Annotated in this window: 15 protein-coding genes; 4 read left to right on the plus strand and 11 right to left on the minus strand. The window is 74.2% G+C overall.

The genetic code is table 11. The annotated features are described in order from the left end of the window. Positions 1-63 precede the first annotated feature (63 nt). The 5 genes from K3554_RS03765 to K3554_RS03785 all read right to left on the minus strand — a co-directional run bounded on the left by K3554_RS03765 (position 64) and on the right by K3554_RS03785 (position 5,386). The gene (locus tag K3554_RS03765; protein ID WP_259943733.1) at positions 64-2,328 is read right to left on the minus strand and encodes a xanthine dehydrogenase family protein molybdopterin-binding subunit; all 2,265 of its coding nucleotides are present in this window, start codon (positions 2,326-2,328) and stop codon (positions 64-66) included. Next, positions 2,328-3,326: a xanthine dehydrogenase family protein subunit M gene (locus K3554_RS03770; protein ID WP_259943734.1), complete on the minus strand. Its 999-nt coding sequence runs from the start codon at positions 3,324-3,326 to the stop codon at positions 2,328-2,330. Before K3554_RS03770 ends, K3554_RS03765 begins: the two co-directional genes overlap by 1 nt. 4 nt (positions 3,327-3,330) lie before the next feature. Next, complete coding sequence (locus tag K3554_RS03775) at positions 3,331-3,939, minus strand: (2Fe-2S)-binding protein (RefSeq protein WP_259943735.1); 609 nt, start codon at positions 3,937-3,939, stop codon at positions 3,331-3,333. 245 nt (positions 3,940-4,184) lie between these two features. Beyond that, positions 4,185-4,898, minus strand: coding sequence for a response regulator (locus K3554_RS03780; RefSeq protein WP_259943736.1), 714 nt, complete (start codon positions 4,896-4,898; stop codon positions 4,185-4,187). Continuing rightward, on the minus strand, positions 4,895-5,386 hold the full coding sequence (locus K3554_RS03785) for a MarR family transcriptional regulator (RefSeq protein ID WP_259943737.1): 492 nt from the start codon (positions 5,384-5,386) through the stop codon (positions 4,895-4,897). Before K3554_RS03785 ends, K3554_RS03780 begins: the two co-directional genes overlap by 4 nt. A 121-nt stretch (positions 5,387-5,507) precedes the next feature. Between K3554_RS03785 and K3554_RS03790 the strand changes: the two genes are divergently transcribed. The 3 genes from K3554_RS03790 to K3554_RS03800 all read left to right on the plus strand — a co-directional run bounded on the left by K3554_RS03790 (position 5,508) and on the right by K3554_RS03800 (position 8,422). Beyond that, positions 5,508-6,377: a branched-chain amino acid aminotransferase gene (locus K3554_RS03790; RefSeq protein WP_259943738.1), complete on the plus strand. Its 870-nt coding sequence runs from the start codon at positions 5,508-5,510 to the stop codon at positions 6,375-6,377. A 298-nt stretch (positions 6,378-6,675) separates the two neighbouring features. Then, positions 6,676-6,993 carry a DUF2794 domain-containing protein gene (locus K3554_RS03795; protein ID WP_259943739.1) on the plus strand — a complete coding sequence of 106 codons (318 nt, stop codon included), beginning with the start codon at positions 6,676-6,678 and terminating at the stop codon, positions 6,991-6,993. A gap of 112 nt (positions 6,994-7,105) precedes the next feature. Beyond that, complete coding sequence (locus tag K3554_RS03800) at positions 7,106-8,422, plus strand: Hint domain-containing protein (RefSeq protein ID WP_259943740.1); 1,317 nt, start codon at positions 7,106-7,108, stop codon at positions 8,420-8,422. A gap of 8 nt (positions 8,423-8,430) precedes the next feature. Here K3554_RS03800 and K3554_RS03805 read toward each other — a convergent pair whose 3' ends face one another. The 3 genes from K3554_RS03805 to K3554_RS03815 form a co-directional block, all read right to left on the minus strand. Further along, complete coding sequence (locus tag K3554_RS03805) at positions 8,431-9,288, minus strand: C40 family peptidase (RefSeq protein WP_259943741.1); 858 nt, start codon at positions 9,286-9,288, stop codon at positions 8,431-8,433. Next, on the minus strand, positions 9,285-10,682 hold the full coding sequence (locus K3554_RS03810) for a M17 family metallopeptidase (RefSeq protein ID WP_259943742.1): 1,398 nt from the start codon (positions 10,680-10,682) through the stop codon (positions 9,285-9,287). The genes K3554_RS03805 and K3554_RS03810 overlap by 4 nt, the downstream gene beginning before the upstream one ends. Before the next feature lie 78 nt (positions 10,683-10,760). Then, positions 10,761-11,186, minus strand: a complete 426-nt coding sequence (locus K3554_RS03815) for a hypothetical protein (protein WP_259943743.1) — start codon at positions 11,184-11,186, stop codon at positions 10,761-10,763. A 162-nt stretch (positions 11,187-11,348) separates the two neighbouring features. Here K3554_RS03815 and K3554_RS03820 point away from each other — a divergent pair, with 162 nt between their 5' ends. Beyond that, positions 11,349-11,999, plus strand: a complete 651-nt coding sequence (locus K3554_RS03820) for a carbonic anhydrase (RefSeq protein ID WP_259943744.1) — start codon at positions 11,349-11,351, stop codon at positions 11,997-11,999. Between the two features lie 8 nt (positions 12,000-12,007). On the opposite strand, the gene K3554_RS03825 is transcribed toward K3554_RS03820, so the two are convergent. The 3 genes from K3554_RS03825 to K3554_RS03835 all read right to left on the minus strand — a co-directional run bounded on the left by K3554_RS03825 (position 12,008) and on the right by K3554_RS03835 (position 16,026). After that, the gene (locus K3554_RS03825) at positions 12,008-13,681 is read right to left on the minus strand and encodes a DUF4139 domain-containing protein (protein ID WP_259943745.1); all 1,674 of its coding nucleotides are present in this window, start codon (positions 13,679-13,681) and stop codon (positions 12,008-12,010) included. 383 nt (positions 13,682-14,064) lie between these two features. Then, positions 14,065-15,087 carry an aspartate-semialdehyde dehydrogenase gene (locus K3554_RS03830; protein ID WP_259943747.1) on the minus strand — a complete coding sequence of 341 codons (1,023 nt, stop codon included), beginning with the start codon at positions 15,085-15,087 and terminating at the stop codon, positions 14,065-14,067. Positions 15,088-15,270: 183 nt separating this feature from the next. Continuing rightward, entirely contained in the window at positions 15,271-16,026 is a 756-nt protein-coding gene (locus K3554_RS03835) for a Rho termination factor N-terminal domain-containing protein (RefSeq protein WP_259943748.1), read from the minus strand. Positions 16,027-16,060 lie beyond the last annotated feature (34 nt).

Here is a 16,060-nt window from a genome sequence, read left to right on the forward strand (position 1 = left end):
AAGTGATAGTCTCGGACGGATCAGCGCCCCGGCCGGGGAGGCCGGGGCGCGGAAGGAATCCCGTCAGGCCTGGATCAGGCTGGGGATGTGCATCGGCAGGCTCCGCAGGCGGGTGCCGGTGGCGTGGTAGATCGCGTTGCCGATGGCGGCGGCCGTGCCCACGATGCCCAGCTCGCCGATGCCCTTCACGCCCAGCGGGTTCACGTAGTCGTCGCGCTCCTCCAGCATCTCGACCCGGATCTCGCGCACGTCGGCGTTCACGGGCACGAGGTACTCCGCGATGTTGGCGTTCAGGAACCGCGCACGGGGCGTGTCGGTCTCGGTCACCTCGTGCAGCGCCGAGCCGATGCCCCAGACCATGCCGCCCATCAGCTGGCTATGCGCGGTCTTGCGGTTCAGCCAGGTTCCGGCTGCGAAGGCCCCGTGGAGGCGCGGCACCCGGATCTCGTGGGTGAAGCGGTGGATGCGCACCTCGGCCATCTGAGCGCCGAAGGCGAACATAGCCCGCTCCGGCGTCACCGGCCCCGCGACGCCGTAGCCGCCCTGATAGGTCATCCGCAGCGCCTGGTCGGTCAGCGCCGGGTGGCGATACTGCCCCTCGGCCTCCAGCTCGCCCATGGGCGTGGAGGCGAGTGCCTCGACGAGGCTCTGGCTCTGGCCGTCCGGGCCGCGCAGCATCCCGTCCTCGAGCGTGATCCGCGCCGGATCGACGCCCGCGAGCGGGCCTTCGGACTGCGCGGCGACCTTCTCGGCCACGCCGCGCCCGATGTTGAGGCACGCGAGGTGCACCGCCGAGCCGGCCGAGGCGGCGGTGGTCGAGCCGCCCGAGATCGGCGCGAGCGGCAGGTCCGCCTCGCCCATCACCACGTCGACGGCCTCCACCGGCAGGCCGAGGCGGGCCGCCGCGATCTGCGCGAAGATGGTGTAGCTGCCCGTCCCGACGTCGTGGGCGGCCAGCTCCACGTAGGCGTGGCCCGAGCCTTGCATCCGCACCCGCGCCGAGGAGGGCGAGATGTTGGTCGGATACGTCGCCGTGGCGCAGCCGTAGCCCACCAGCCAGTCGCCGTCGCGCATGGCGCCGACCTCGCGGCCCCGGTCGGCCCAGCCGAAGCTGCGCGCCACCGCGTCGTAGCTCTCCATCAGCGAGCGCGACGAGAACGGCACGTCCTCCACGGGGTGGCGGTCGGTGTCGTTGGCGCGGCGCAGCTCGACGGGGTCCATGCCCAGCTTCCACGCCAGCTCGTCCATCGCCGATTCCAGGCCGAAGAAGGTCTGCATCTCGTTGGGCGCGCGCATGAAGCCGCCGGTGTTGGTGTCGGACCGCGCGAGGCGCTGCTCGGTGCGGATGTTGGGGCTCGCGTACATGGCGCGCGTCATGTGCGTGCCGGGGTTCACCACGTCGTCGAAGCGCGAGGTCTGGGCGATCTCGACGTGCTCGAACGCCGTCAGCTTGCCGTCCGCCGCCGCGCCGAGGCGGAAGCGCTGCACGCTCTCGGGCCGGAAGGTCGCCACGGTGTACATCTGCGGCCGCGTCACCACGAGGCGCACGGGCTGGCCCACCGCCTTGGCGGCGGCGATGGTCAGCATGGTGTAGGGCGTGATGCCGGCCTTCGAGCCGAAGGCGCCGCCCACGAAGGGCGAGACCACGCGAACGGCCGTCTCGGGCAGGCCGTAGGCCTTCGCGATCCCGCCGCGCAGGGTGCGCACCGACTGCGAGGGCATCCAGACCGTCAGGTGCTCGCCGCGCCACTCGGCGGTGGCCGAGAACATCTCCATCGGATTGTGGTGCTGGAACGGGGTCGTGTAGGTGGCGTCCACGGTCTGGGCGGCGGCCTCCATCCCGGCGGCGACGTCGCCCACGGTGGTGACCATGCCCTCGCTCTCCTCGCCCGCGCCCACCACGAAGCTCTCGCCCTCGTCCATGTGGATGCGCGCCTCGCCCTCCTCGTAGATCACGGCCACGAGCGCGGCCCCGCGGCGCGCCGCGGCGGCGGTCTCGGCGACCACGTAAGCCACGGGCTGGCCGCTGTAGCGCACCTCGGTGCCCTCCATCGGCCAGAACGAGGCCGAGCCGGGGCCGCCGGCGTAGAAGCCCTTCACGGTCCTGTAGTCGGGCAGGGTCTCGTGGGTGAACACGGCCACCACGCCCGGCTCGGCCTCGGCCCGCGCGGTGTCGATGGATGCGACGCGCCCCACGGCAATGGCCGAGCATGCCAGCGCGCCGTGGAGCATGCCGGCGGGCACGACGTCGCCCGCGTAGGTGGCGGTGCCCGTCACCTTGCGGCGGGCGTCGACGCGGGTAACCGCGGTGTTGAGGGTCTGGGCCATCATTCGCCTCCCGGGCGGGATTTCGCGGTCAGAAGGGCACCGGCCACCACGTCGGCGCCCAGCGGGATCTTGTAGGCCGAGCCTTCGAGCGGCACCGCATCCGCAAAGGCGATCCGGCCCGCCTCGCGCGCCGTCTCCTCGGTGAGGGGGCCGCCGCGCAGGCTCTCCTCGGCGGCACGCGCCCGCCACGGCACGGCGGCCACGCCGCCCAGCCCGATGCGCACGTCGCGCACCGTGTCGCCGTCCATCTCCAGCCCCACCGCGGCCGAGGCCGAGGCGAAGGCGTAGCTCTCGCGGTCGCGGGCCTTGAGGTAGTGGCTGCGCGCCATCGCCGGGATGCGCCGCACCTCGATGGCGGTCACGATCTCGCCGGGCTCCAGCACGGTCTCGCGGTGGGGCGCGTCGCCGGGCAGGAGGTGCAGTTCCGCGAAGGGGATGCGCCGGGTGCCGCCGGGGCCGCGCGTCTCGACCTCGGCGTCGAAGGCCACCAGCACCTGCGCGAAGTCGCCGGGATACATGGCGACGCAGGCATCCGAGCCGCCCAGGATCGCGTGGATCGTGGTCTCGCCCCCGTCGAGGGCCGCGCAGCCCGAGCCGGGCACGCGCTTGTTGCACTGAGCGAAGGCGGTGTCGCGGAAGTAGGGGCAGCGGGTGCGCTGGAGGATGTTGCCGCCCAAGGTGGCCGCGTTGCGCAGCTGCGGGCTGGCCGCCTTCCAGAGCGACTCGGTGAGGGCCGGGAACGCCCGGACCACGGCGGGGTCGTCGGCGACGTTCGCCATGGTGGCGAGCGCGCCGAGGCGGAGCGTGTCCGTGCCCAGCTCGTGGCCGCGCAGCTCGCCCAGCCCGGTGATGTCCACCAGGGCGTCGGGCTCGACGACGCCGATCTTCATCAGGTCCACCATCGTGGTGCCGCCCGCGATGATGCGGGCGTCCTCGGCTCCGGCGGCCTCGACCGCGTCGGCCAGGGTGCGGGCGCGGGTGTATGCGAAACGCTTCATGGGCTCAGCCCTCCATGCCGTCGCGCACCTGCACGATGGCGGCGACGATGTTTGGATAGGCCCCGCAGCGGCAGAGGTTGCCGCTCATGTACTCGCGGATCTCGGCCTCGTCGCCGGCGTGGCCCTCCTCGATGCAGGCGATCGCCGAGAGGATCTGCCCCGGCGTGCAGTAGCCGCACTGGAAGGCGTCGTTCTCGGCGAAGGCGGTCTGCATCGGGTGCAGCGTGCCGTCCGGATCGGCCAGCCCCTCGACGGTGACGACCTCGCCGCCCTCGGCCATGACCGCGAGGGCGAGGCAGGAGTTCACGCGGCTGCCGTTCAAGAGCACCGTGCAGGCGCCGCACTGGCCCTGGTTGCAGCCGATCTTGGTGCCGGTCATGCCCAGCCCGTCGCGCAGCGCCTCCACCAGCGTGGTGCGCGGCTCGACCGAGACGTGGCGGGTCTTGCCGTTCACGCGCATCTCGATGGTGCGCGCCTCGGCGGACATCGCGGGGCCTTGGGCCCGCGCCTCGCCCACGGCCAGCCCGAGCGAGCCGGCGGCGACGGAGCTGCCCTGCAGGAAGTTGCGGCGCGACACGCCGGGTCGGCGCAGATCGGGGGGACGTCCGGGCATGGGCACTCCTGCTCGATCCGCGGGGGACCGACTTGCGGGTATCTGGGAGACCCCATCAGCTAGCCCGCAACCCCGGTCCGGCAACGCGGGGGTGGGCATGCCCCGGGGGCAGGACGGTCCACCGGCCCGGGCGCGGCGGGACTGGCGGGCCTCGGGGGAGGCGCGATCCGGCGCCCCGCGGGGGGCGGCCCAGGGTGGAGTGGCGTCCCGTGCCGGCCGCCGACGACCGGGCGGTGCCCCCGCCCTCAGTCGGGCGCCAGCATGTACCCCTCGCCGCGCACCGTCTGCAGATAGCGCGGCTGCTTGGGGTCCGCCTCCAGCTTGCGCCGCAGGCGGGTCACCTGCACGTCCACGGCCCGCTCGCTCGCCGGCTCGCCGTCGGCGCCGCGGCCCAGGCGCTCCACGAGGGCGGCGCGGGTGACGGCCTCGTGGGGGGTGTCGGCGAAGATGCGCATGAGCTGCGTCTCCGTGGCCGTGAGGCGCACCGGGTCGCCGCCCTGCCACAGCTCGCCGCGCTCGGGATCGTAGCGCATCGGCCCGAGCTGCAGCATCTTCGGCGTCGCCGCCGTCTCGCCCTGGGGCGCGCGGCGCAGGATCGCGCGCAGGCGCAGGAGCAGCTCCTTGGGCTCGAAGGGCTTCGAGAGGTAGTCGTCGGCGCCCGCCTCCAGCCCGCCGATCCGGTCCGAGGTCTCGGAGCGCGCCGTGAGCAGCAGGATCGGCATGTCGCGGCTGGCGCGCAGCTCGGCGCAGAAGGTGATGCCGTCGTCGCCGGGCATCATCACGTCGAGGATCGCGATGTCGAACTCCAGCCCCGCGAGGATGCGCCGGGCATGGGCCGCGTCGCGCGCGGTCGTCACGAGGTACTCGTGACGCACGAGGAAGCGCTGCAGGAGCGTGCGGATGCGCTCGTCGTCGTCCACCAGCAGGACGTGCACGGGGGGCGGGGCGGCGGGGGTCATCGCTCCTCGCGGGCGGCGGCGTAGTGGCGGCGCATCTCGGGGTCCATCATGTGCTCCAGAACCTGCCGGAAGCCCGCCACCGACTGCGGCCCCGCGGCGCGGAAGGCGGCGCGCATCCGCGCACGTTGGGCGTCCGAGAGCTGGGCCTCGAGCGCCGCGCCCCGCTCGGTCAGGCGCAGGCGCCGCTCGCGCCGGTCGCGCTCGCCCACGCGGCTCTCGACCAGCCCGTCCTCGACGAGCGCGCGCAGCACCCGGTTCAGCGACTGCTTGGTGACGCCGAGGATGGCGAGCAGGTTGTTCACGGTGGTGTCCGGCGCGCGGCCCACGAAGTGCAGCGCCCGGTGGTGGGCGCGTCCGTAGCCGCGCTCCGCGAGGATGCGGTCGGGATCGGCAGTGAAGCCCCGGTAGGCGAAGAACATCGCCTCGATCGCCCGCCGGAGCTGGGCGTCCGTGAGGAAGAGAAGGGTGTCGCTCTCGCCGTCCTGCATGGGCGCAATTTACGTCAGCCTTGTTGACATTCCAAGGGCCGATTGCTAGCCCGGACCGCAATCCGCGCAACATTATGTCCCGGAGGGACCGGTTGCGGCAACATTCGCTAGGGAGGCGACGATGGCGGGGTCATACGCGGAACGCGAAGGCAAGATCTGGATGGACGGCAAGCTGGTGGAGTGGGGCGACGCCAACGTCCACCTGCTGACCCACGCCATGCACTACGCCTCGTCGGTGTTCGAGGGCGAGCGCGCCTATGGCGGCACCATCTTCGAGAGCCGCCGCCACTCCGAGCGCCTGCTGGCCTCGGGCCGCGCGCTCGACATGGAGATCCCCTGGACGGTCGAGGAGATCGAGGCCGCCAAGTACGAGACCATGAAGGCCAACGGGCTGTCGGACGCCTACGTGCGTGCGCTGGCCTGGCGCGGCGCGGGCGAGGACATGGGCGTCAGCTCGGCCCGCAACCCCGTGCGCCTCGCGATCGCCACCTGGGGCTGGGGCAACTACTACGGAGACGCCAAGATGAAGGGCGCCAAGCTCGACATCGCGAAGTGGAAGCGCCCGAGCCCCGAGACCGCGCCAAGCCACGCCAAGGCCGCCGGCCTCTACATGATCTGCACCATGTCCAAGCACGCCGCCGAGGCGAAGGGGTGCTCGGATGCCATGATGTTCGACTACCGCGGCTACGTGGCCGAGGCGACGGGCGCCAACATCTTCTTCGTGAAGGACGGCGAGGTGCACACGCCCGACCCCGACTGCTTCCTGAACGGCATCACCCGGCAGACCGTGATCGGGATGCTGGAGGACCGCCAGATCAAGGTCCACGAGCGCCACATCATGCCCGAGGAGCTGGAGGGCTTCGAGCAGTGCTGGCTGACGGGCACGGCGGCCGAGGTCACCCCGGTGGGGCAGATCGGGGACTACAACTTCGAGGTGGGGTCGCTCACGCGCGACATCGCCGAGGGCTACGAGAAGCTGGTCCGCAGCTAGGGGTTGGACGGCCCCGCCACTGGGAGGCGGGGCCGCCACGCGCACGGAGGTTCCGTGCGGTCGTCCTCCTGCGGAGCGGGTCGCCAGGTGGGGGCCTTGGGCGCCCGCCGCCGCCGGAGGGTGGAGCGAGCGTCGCTCCGATGCCCCCTTGTGGCCGGGCCCCGTGGCGCGGCCGGGGCGGGCACGGCCCCCGGATGTGACCGCACCGGGGCCATGTCGTGGCGGCGGGGGCGCTCCGGGGCGCCAAACGCGGCGGAACATCTTGAATCGGTGACGAGCGCGCGCAAGTCTGAGGGCAATGAACGCGCCCGTCCCCGAGATCGTCCACTTCCAGCGCCCCGAGCTGAACGCGATCCTGCGGCTCTACGGACGCATGGTGGCGGCGGGCGAGTGGCGCGACTACGCGCTGACCGGCTCGCGGGAGTGCGCGGGCTTCAACGTCTTCCGCCGCACCGCCGAGCAGCCGCTCTACCGCATCGAGAAGCGCCCGAAGCTCGCGGCGCGGCAGGGGCAGTACGCGGTGATCGGCATGGACGGGCGCATCCTGCGCCGCGGCCACGACCTCGGCGCCGTGCTGCGCGTGCTCGAGCGCAAGCTGATCCGCGCGGTGGAGTAGCGCGCGGGCGCCGGACCGACCGGACGCATTCGAGGCTTCACCCGATCTCAACACCCAGCCGGCATCGAGGCGCCGCGGACGCGATCCGCGGGCGGAGGGCGGGCCGAGGGCGATGGCGACCTACACGATCGTGGCTTCCGGAACCACGCCGCTCGGCCCGGGCGAGATCGCGGCGGGCGGCACGATCACCGTGGCCGACGGCGACGTCTACGTCATCGCCCCCGGCGCGGATGCGAACGTCGATTTCGTCGCCGGCGGCGGCGGCCCCGCCGCGGTGGAGCTCCGCTTCGACGCGGGCAACGCGAACGCCCTGACGCTCAAGCCGCAGGCGGGGATCGATGTCACCGTGATGCTGGCCGACGGGGCCGACGCCGGCGCGGTGCGGCTGGACGCCAAGGCCGCGGACGGCCTCGCGCTGCACGCGGGCGACGACGCCGCGTTCGGCCAGCTCGAAGGCTCGCAGGCGGGGCCGAACACCGCCACCGTGGGCGACCGGTTCACGGCCACCGACCACTGGACCTTCGGCGACGCCGCCGACAGCCTCGTGGCGGGCGACGACGCCTCGTTCCAGCGCATCACCGCGAAGGCGGGCGACGACACGGTCACCTTCGGGCACCGCGCCTCGATCCGCGACGTGGAGGGCGACGACGGCGCCGACGTGCTGGGCTTCGCCTCGGGCCTCGCGATCACCAACATCAAGGGCGGCGGGGGCGACGACGTGGTGAACGTCGGCGCGAACGCCACCGTCGCCAGCGTCGACGGAGGCTCCGGGAACGACCGCCTCGACACCTACACCACGGGCCTGTCGGTCAAGAACGTCGAGCGGACGAACGTGGTCTGCTTCGCCGCCGGCACGCTGATCGACTCCGCCCGCGGCCCCCGTCCGGTCGAGACGCTGCGCCCCGGTGCCCATCTGCGGACCGCCGACCGCGGGCTGCAGCCGCTGCGCTGGGCGGGCGGCATGGGGCTGGACGCCGCCGCGCTGCGGGCCGCGCCGCGCCTGCGCCCCGTGCGCATCGCGGCGGGCGCCCTGGGCGGCGGCCTGCCGCGCCGCGCCCTCGTGGTCTCGCCGCAGCACCGGATGCTGGTGCGCTCCGCCATCGCGCGGCGCATGTTCGGCTCGGGCGAGGTGCTGGTGCCCGCGCGCCTGCTGGCAGGCCTGCCGGGCATCGCCGCCGTGCTGCCCGCGGGCGGGGTGCGCTACGTGCACCTCCTCCTCGCCCGTCACGAGGTGATCTTCGCCGAGGGCGCCCCCGCCGAGAGCCTGCTGCTCGGTCCCGAGGCCCGTGCGGTGTTGGGAAGCCGCGTGCCCGGCGGCGATGCCGTGCCGGTCCGCCCCTGCCCGCGGCCGGCGCGCCTGCGCGGGCTCGTCGCGCGTCACCGCCGCCACGCCCGCGCGCTGCTCGCGCGCGCGCCCGCCTCCGTCTGACCGCCGCCTCAGAAGCGGCGGATCGCGATCGGGTCGCCCGCGCCGCGCCCCGCGCCGCCGGCGCCCGCGCGGATGCGCTCCAGCGCCTCGCCGAGGGGCTCGTAGGCCACCGCCATGTGGTGGGCATTGGCGTGCAGCAGCATCTCGCCGTCGCCTATGAAGCCCACGTGGCCCTCCCAGAAGATCAGGTCGCCCCGGCCCGGCGTCTCGTGCTCCGCGAGGTCGCGGCCGAGGGCGGCCATCTGCTGGTCGCTGTCGCGCGGGCAGTCGCGCCCGGTGGCGAGCACCGCCTGCTGCACCAGCCCCGAGCAGTCGATGCCCCAGCGCGACGAGCCGCCCCAGAGGTAGGGCGTGCCGAGGAACAGGTCGGCCACGCCCACCGGATCGCCGAAGCGCGCGCGCAGGGGCTGGAGGTGCGCCGAGGGGACGAAGTGCCCGGTGGAGACCTTCTGGAAGTCGCCGAGGTCGCTCGTCACCCGCACCTGGGAGCCGAAGAAGATCGCCACCTCGGGCGGCGCCTTGACCTGCGCGCGCGGGTAGAGGTGCGTGGCGGGCGCGGCGACCCAGTGGGTCATGGTCTCCTGCCGCCCGAGGGCCGCGGCCAGCACCCAGCCGCAGTAGCCATCGCGCATCGCCTGTCCGAAGGCATAGCCCTCGCGCTCGTCGATCACCCGGAACCCCTCGCCGTAGAGCAGCTGCGAGGTGCGGTCGCCGCGGGGCCGGGCGCTCATGTTCACGAGGGGCTGCTGCACGGTGCGCACCGTGCCCTTCACGTAGCGCGCCGCCTCCACCACCCCGCGCAGCTCCGAGGCGGCGGCGTGGCCGTTCGCGGGGGTCGCGCGCGGGTCGAGGGTGGGCACGTTCACAGCGCCAGCACCCCCGGCAGCGCGTCCAGCAGCGCCCGCGCGCCCATGCCCACGCCGCCCCGCGGCCGTCCGGGCGCGGCGGCGGGCTGCCAGCCGTAGATATCGAAATGGGCGTAGCGCGTGCCATCGGCCACGAAGCGGTCGAGGAAGAGGGCGGCCGTGATCGCGCCGGCCATGCCCCCCGAGGGCGCGTTGTCGAGGTCCGCCACGGCGGGCTCGATCATGCGCTCGTAGGGGCGGTGGAAGGGCATCCGCCAGACCGGGTCGCGCACCCGCGCGCCGGCATGGGCCAGCGCCATGGCCAGCGCGTCGTCGTCGGTGAAGAAGGGCGAGAGGTCGGGCCCCACCGCCACCCGCGCCGCGCCCGTGAGCGTGGCCATGGAGACGAGGAGGTCAGGCCGCTCCGCCTCGCAGGCGAAGGCGAGGGCGTCGGCCAGCACCAGCCGCCCCTCGGCGTCGGTGTTGTTGATCTCCACGGTCTTGCCGGCGCGCGAGTGCAGCACGTCGCCGGGGCGGAAGGCGTCGCCCGCCACGCTGTTCTCCACCGCCGGGACCAGGACGCGCAGCCGGACGGGCAGCCCGAGCGTCATGATCATGGAGGCCAGCCCCAGCACCGTGGCCGCGCCGCCCATGTCCTTCTTCATCAGCGCCATCGACGCGCCGGGCTTGAGGTTCAGCCCGCCGGTGTCGAAGCACACGCCCTTGCCCACCAGGGTCACGCGAGGGCCCGCCTCGCCCCAGCGCATCTCGAGGAGGCGGGGCGCGCGGGGCGAGGCGCGGCCCACGGCGTGGATCAGGGGGAAGTTCTCGGCGAGGAGGTCGTCGCCGCGGACCGCGGTCACCGCGGCGCCGTGGGCGTCGGCCAGCGCACGCAGGGCCGCCTCCAGCTCGTCGGGGCCCATGTCCGAGGCGGGTGTGTTGATGAGGTCGCGGCTCAGCGCCTCGCCGGCCGCGATCGCCTCCAGCCGCCGCGCGTCCACGCCCCGGGGCGCGCGCAGGCGGGGCGGGTCGGGGCGTTCGGGCCCGGCCTTGTAGCGGTCGAAGCGGTAGTCCGAGAGCAGCCAGCCCAGCGCCGCCTCCTCGAGCGCGTTGGCCGTCAGCTCCGGCGCGTCCAGCGCGTAGGTGCCCCCGCGCAGCCCCTCGGCCGCACGCGCGAGCAGGAAGCGGTCGCGCCGATGGTCCGAGGGCGTGCCCCAGCCGAACAGGACGCGGGCGATCGCGAGGTCGGGGCCGGGCACGCGCAGGATCTCGCCCGCGCGGCCCCGGAAGCCGTTCGCCGCCGCCCAGTCGCGCACCGGCTCGTCCTGCCGCGCGAGCCAGGCGCCCACCCCCTCGGAGGGGACGAGCGAGAGCGGGATCGCGCGGGTGTCGGGATCGGCGAAGCGCACGGGCATCCTCCTCGGGATTGACCGGGGGACATTACCCGCAGGGACGGGCGCTTCAAGGCGGGGTCGCGCGCCTCGGGCGCGCCGTCACTCCGGCGCCTCGCCCCGCTCCAGCCGCCAGTGCTCCAGCCGTCCGCCCTCGCCCAGCCGCGCGAGGCGCGCCGCGCAGGCGGGCAGGGCGACCGGGTCGTTGCCGTGCAGGCAGTCGCGCACCGCCGCGGCGGCCCGCACGAGGGTGGTCATGCCGATCCGCGCGCCCATCCGCTCCAGCGCCCCGGCGCTGCGGCCGAGGCCCTCCCACTCGCCCTGTCCGCCCTGCCAGGCGGCCAGCACCAGCCGCTCCTCGATCTGCACCAGCAGGTCGCCGATCGCGGTCTCGGCGTTCGCGCCCTCCCGGCGGCAGAACCGCGCCAGCACGGCCGCGTCGAAGCGCACCGGCTCGGAGGGCGCGAGCGGCAGGAGCGGGGCGGCGCCCCGGGACGGGGCCTGCGGGGCGGGCGAGGGGGCGGGCATGGGGCAGGCTCCTGGGCTTCGGATTCGGCGGTTGCCCGCATCGGATCGCCGGGGATCGGGGCGGAAACGGGGCGCGTCCCCGGCGCGCGTGCGGGCGGATCGCTCGAATTGCGCGGAACGCCCCGGTCGGCTAGGCCGGGGCGATCCAGCCCGGGAGGCCCCATGAAGCACGCCAAGCCCCTGCCGCAGAACCTCGTCCAGCGCTACCACGGCTGGAAGGCCACCACCCACGCCGAGAACGCGGCTTGGTACCGACGACTGGCCACCGAGGGGCAGCGCCCGCGCGCCATGGTGATCTCGTGCTGCGACAGCCGCGTGCACGTCACCTCGATCTTCGGGGCCGAGCAGGGCGAGTTCTTCATCCACCGCAACATCGCCAACCTCGTCCCCCCCTGCGAGCCCGACGGCAACCGCCACGGCACCTCGGCCGCCATCGAGTACGCGGTGACGGCGCTCCACGTCAGCCAGATCATCGTGATGGGCCACTCGCGCTGCGGCGGCGTGGCAGGCTGCGACGCGATGTGCTCGGGCAAGGCGCCCGCGCTCGACGAGCCCACCAGCTTCGTTGGCCGCTGGATGGACGTGCTGCGCCCCGTGCATGCCGAGGTCGCGGGCATCAAGGACGAGGCCGAGCGGCTGGAGGCGCTGGAGAAGCGCGCCGTGCTGCGCAGCCTCGAGAACCTGATGACCTTCCCGTTCGTGGCCTCGGCCGTGGAGGCGGGCACGCTCGCGCTCCACGGCTGCTGGACCGACATCGCCTCGGGCGACCTGCAGGCCTTCGACCCGGCCCGCGGGGAGTTCCTGGCGGTCTGAGGCGCGCCTCAGGGGCGCCAGTGGAGCTCCTGCCCCTCGGGCCAGTCGATCTCCACGGCGATCTCCACGCGCCGGGTCTCGCCGGGCGCGAGGGCCATCCGCCAGCCCGCCACGCCGCGCAGGTCCCGCCAGTCGCGTAGGTCGGGCGCGGGGCGGGCGTCGACCTCCACGCCCACGTCCTCCTGCTCCGAGAAGGGCAGCGCGTGGAGCGCCAGCACCTCGCGCGCCGCCGCGCCGGTGTTCTCGACCTCGAAGGCCAGACGCTCGCGCAAGGTATCCGAGCGGCGGAACACGCCGGCGTCGCCCTCGCCCCGCGCGAGAGGCAGCCAGCGCAGCCGCACCGTCTCCACCGCGCCGAAGCCCAGCTCCACCTCGGCGCCGGGGGCGAGCGCGGCGAGGAACGTCTCGCCCACCCGCGCCCCGTCGCGCACCAGCACGGCGGGGCCGGAGGGGATCGGCTCCGCGCCCGCGTTGCGGGCCTCGGCCACCAGGAAGGCGGTGGCGTCGCGGCGCGGCACGGCGCGCAGCTCCGTCTCGGCAGGCAGCTCCACGGTACCCAAGGCCAGGGTCAGCGGCGCGCCGGGGCGCACCGTGACGGGGCGGGGGTACTCCAGCCGCACCGTGGCGCCCTCGAACACCACCTCGGGCGCCATCGCCCTGGCAGTGCCGAGCGCGGCCACGTCCATCTCCAAGGGCGCGTCCATCGCCTCGGGCATCGCGCGCGCCTCGGCCACGGGCGGCGGCGCGGGGGGGCGGGCGCGGGCCGGGTCGGGCATCGGCGGCGTCGGCTCGGCGCGGGCGAAGGGGTCCTCGGTGCTCAGGCGCAGCGCCACGTCCCGCCAGATCTCGCCGGTGTCCTGCCGCAGCTCGGCCCGGCGATCGAGCCGCACGGCCTCGGCCCCGGTGTCGAGCCGCGCCTCGTAGCGCGGCTGCCAGCGCGCCGCATCGGTGCGCCCGTCGAGCGTGAGGCGCACGGGGCCGGCGGCGTCGGCCACCAGCGAGATGGCCAGCACTGGCGTGCCCTCGGCGAGCGGGCGCAGGCGCTCCAGCGCGCGGCGGGCCTCGGCCTCCCGCGCCTCGGCCTCCTCCAGCGCGCGCTCCGCCGCCTCGACCGCGGCCGCGGCGGCGACGCGGTCGGCGGCGGCGTCGCCGCTCGCGGCGGCCAGCGCGCCGAGCGCGGGGCCCAGCGCGGCGGGGTCGGCGGGCGGCCGCAGCGTGCCCTCGCCGCCGCCCGCCAGCGTGTCGAGCCAGCGCGTGCGGATCGCCGCCCCGGCGAGCGCGCCCCGCGCCCGCTCCACCGCCGCGCGGGTCTCGCGCACGACCTCCTCGGCGGCGCGCAGGGCGCGGCGGGCCTCGCCCTGCGCGGGCGTGTCGAGCGCCTCGAGGTCCAGCCCCGCGTCGTCCAGCAGAGCGGCGCCCAGCAGCTCCGCCCCCTCCAGCGTCGCGCGGGGGAGCTCGAAGCTCGGCACCGGCATCGACGTGCGCGCGAGGGGCTGCACGGGGGCGTCGGCGAGGGGCACGAGCAGGCGGTGCTCGCCCGCGGCGGGCACCTCCGCTTCGGCCCGGCGCACGGTGTCGGCGCCCGCGAGATAGACCGTCGCCGCCACCACGTCGGCGCGCAGCGGGATATCGTCGGCGAGGGCGGGCAGGGGCAGGAGGAGGGCGACGAGGGCGAGGCGCATGGGACGGCTCCGGGGGGCGGTTCGGCGGGAGCGTCGCGCGGGCGCGGGGGCGCGGCAAGGGGTATCGGATAGCGGGGGCGCGGCGGTGGAGCGAGGCGCGCCCCAGCCCTGAGCCGGGGCCTCCGGGTGGGGTGGCGATGTGGTTGCGGAGAGGGGTGCGGCGCGTGGGGCGGCGCCTATGCCCGGGGGGCGATGGAAGCGCCGGTGGAAAGCAAAGGCCCCGGCTCAGGGCCGGGGCGTTCTACGCTGGGCTGTTGCACGGGCGCGGGCACTTGCGTGCCCGCGTTCGGCGCTCGGATCGGTCCCCGTTCGGCGGGGCCGAAGCCCACCGGGCTTCGTCCTGATCCGCCTCACCCATCCGTCCGGCTCTACCGGACCAGCCCTCATCCTTTTTTGAGCACCCGCTTCCCCAGCGTCTCCGCGATCTGCACCGCGTTCAGTGCGGCCCCCTTGCGGAGGTTGTCGGACACGCACCAGAGGTTCAGGCCGTTGTCGATCGTGGAGTCCTGGCGGATGCGGCTCACGAAGGTGGCGAAGTCGCCCACGCACTCGACCGGCGAGACGTAGCCGCCGTCCTCGCGCTTGTCGACGACCATGATCCCGGGCGCCTCGCGCAGGATGTCGCGCGCCTCGTCCTCGTCAAGATGGTCCTCGAACTCGATGTTGATCGCCTCGGAGTGGCCCACGAACACCGGCACGCGCACGCAGGTCGCCGTGACCTTGATCGCGGGGTCCACGATCTTCTTGGTCTCGGCCACCATCTTCCACTCCTCCTTCGTGGAGCCGTCCTCCATGAAGACGTCGATGTGGGGGATCACGTTGAAGGCGATCTGCTTGGTGAACTTCTCGGGGGCCACCTCGGAGGTCGGGTTGTAGACCGCCTTGGTCTGGTCCCACAGCTCGTCCATGCCCTCCTTCCCGGCGCCCGACACGGACTGGTAGGTGGAGACCACGACGCGCTTGATGCGCGCCCGGTCGTGGAGCGGCTTGAGCGCCACCACCATCTGCGCCGTGGAGCAGTTGGGGTTGGCGATGATGTTCTTCTTCGAATAGCCGTCGACCGCCTCGGGGTTCACCTCCGGCACCACCAGCGGGACGTCCGGATCGTAGCGGTAGAGCGACGAGTTGTCGATCACGACGCAGCCCGCCTTGGCGGCCTTGGGCGCGAACTCCTTCGTGGCCTCGGAGCCCACCGCGAAGAACGCGATGTCGTAGCCCGCGAAGTCGAACTGCGCGAGGTCGCGGCATTTCAGCGTCCGGTCGCCGTAGCTCACCTCCGTGCCAAGCGAGCGGCGGCTGGCCAGCGCCACCACCTCGTCGGCCGGGAACTGGCGCTCGGCCAGGATGTTCAGCATTTCGCGGCCCACGTTCCCCGTGGCGCCGCAGACGACGACCTTGTAGCCCATGTGGTCCTCCTATGGAGCCGGAGCCGCCTACACCCGCCGGGGGTGGGCGGCAAGGCGGGGTGCTCCGCGCCGCGCCGGACCCGATCCGGGGCCTCCGGGTGACGGAGGCGCTTCGGCCCGGAGTGATAGCGCGATCGGCAGACGAGGCCCCGGCGCAAGGCCGGGGCGCGGCGTGCGGGGCGGCTACTCCAGCGCCTTGCGCAACTCGTCCTTGGTCATGTCCGAGCGCCCCTCCACGTCGCGGTCCTGCGCCATCGCGTAGAGCTCGTCGCGCGTCTTGTCCGCGAGGTCGCCGTCGCCACCCCCGGCCAGCGCCTCGACCAGCTCCTCCTTGGTCATCCCCGACCGCCCCTCGACGTCCCGCTCGCGGGCCATCTCCATCAGCTCGTCCTTGGTCTTGCCCTCCAGCGCCGCGGAGCCGCCCTTCGCGCGCCCGTTCTCGTCGGTGGCATCCTCGATCGCCTCCAGCAGCGCGTCCTTGGTCATCGAGGACCGCCCCTCGATCCCGAGGTCGGCCGCCCGCTCCTCCAGCGTCGCCTTCGTCGGGCCGCTCTCCTTGATATGCGCCACCTTCTCGCGCACGTCATCGGGCTGGTCCACGAACTGCTCGTCCGAGCCCTGCTTCTTCGCGGTCGAGCGCCGGTACTCGTCCTCGGTCAGCAGCATCCGCACGCGCCTGGGCAGGTACCGCTCGCCGGTCTCGCCCGACTCATCCCCGGACTTCGTGCCCCAGTCCTCCTCGGTCCACTGGTGCAGGTGCGTGTCTTCCTGCGCGGCGCCATCCTCGTCGTAGCCGCCGCCGCGGCGCTTGTACTCCTGCACCGCCATCTGGGCCTTGCGCGCCGACCACTGGCCGGGGTCGCCGCCCTTGTCCGACTCGGTGATCTCGCGCTTCACCGTCTCCCACAGCTCGGGATCGGTCCGCTTCGCGTCGCTCATGGGGGCACCTCCGTTCGGGGCTGAACCCCGGAGG

It is taken from the genome of Jannaschia sp. W003, from assembly GCF_025144335.1.
Lineage (GTDB): Bacteria > Pseudomonadota > Alphaproteobacteria > Rhodobacterales > Rhodobacteraceae > Jannaschia.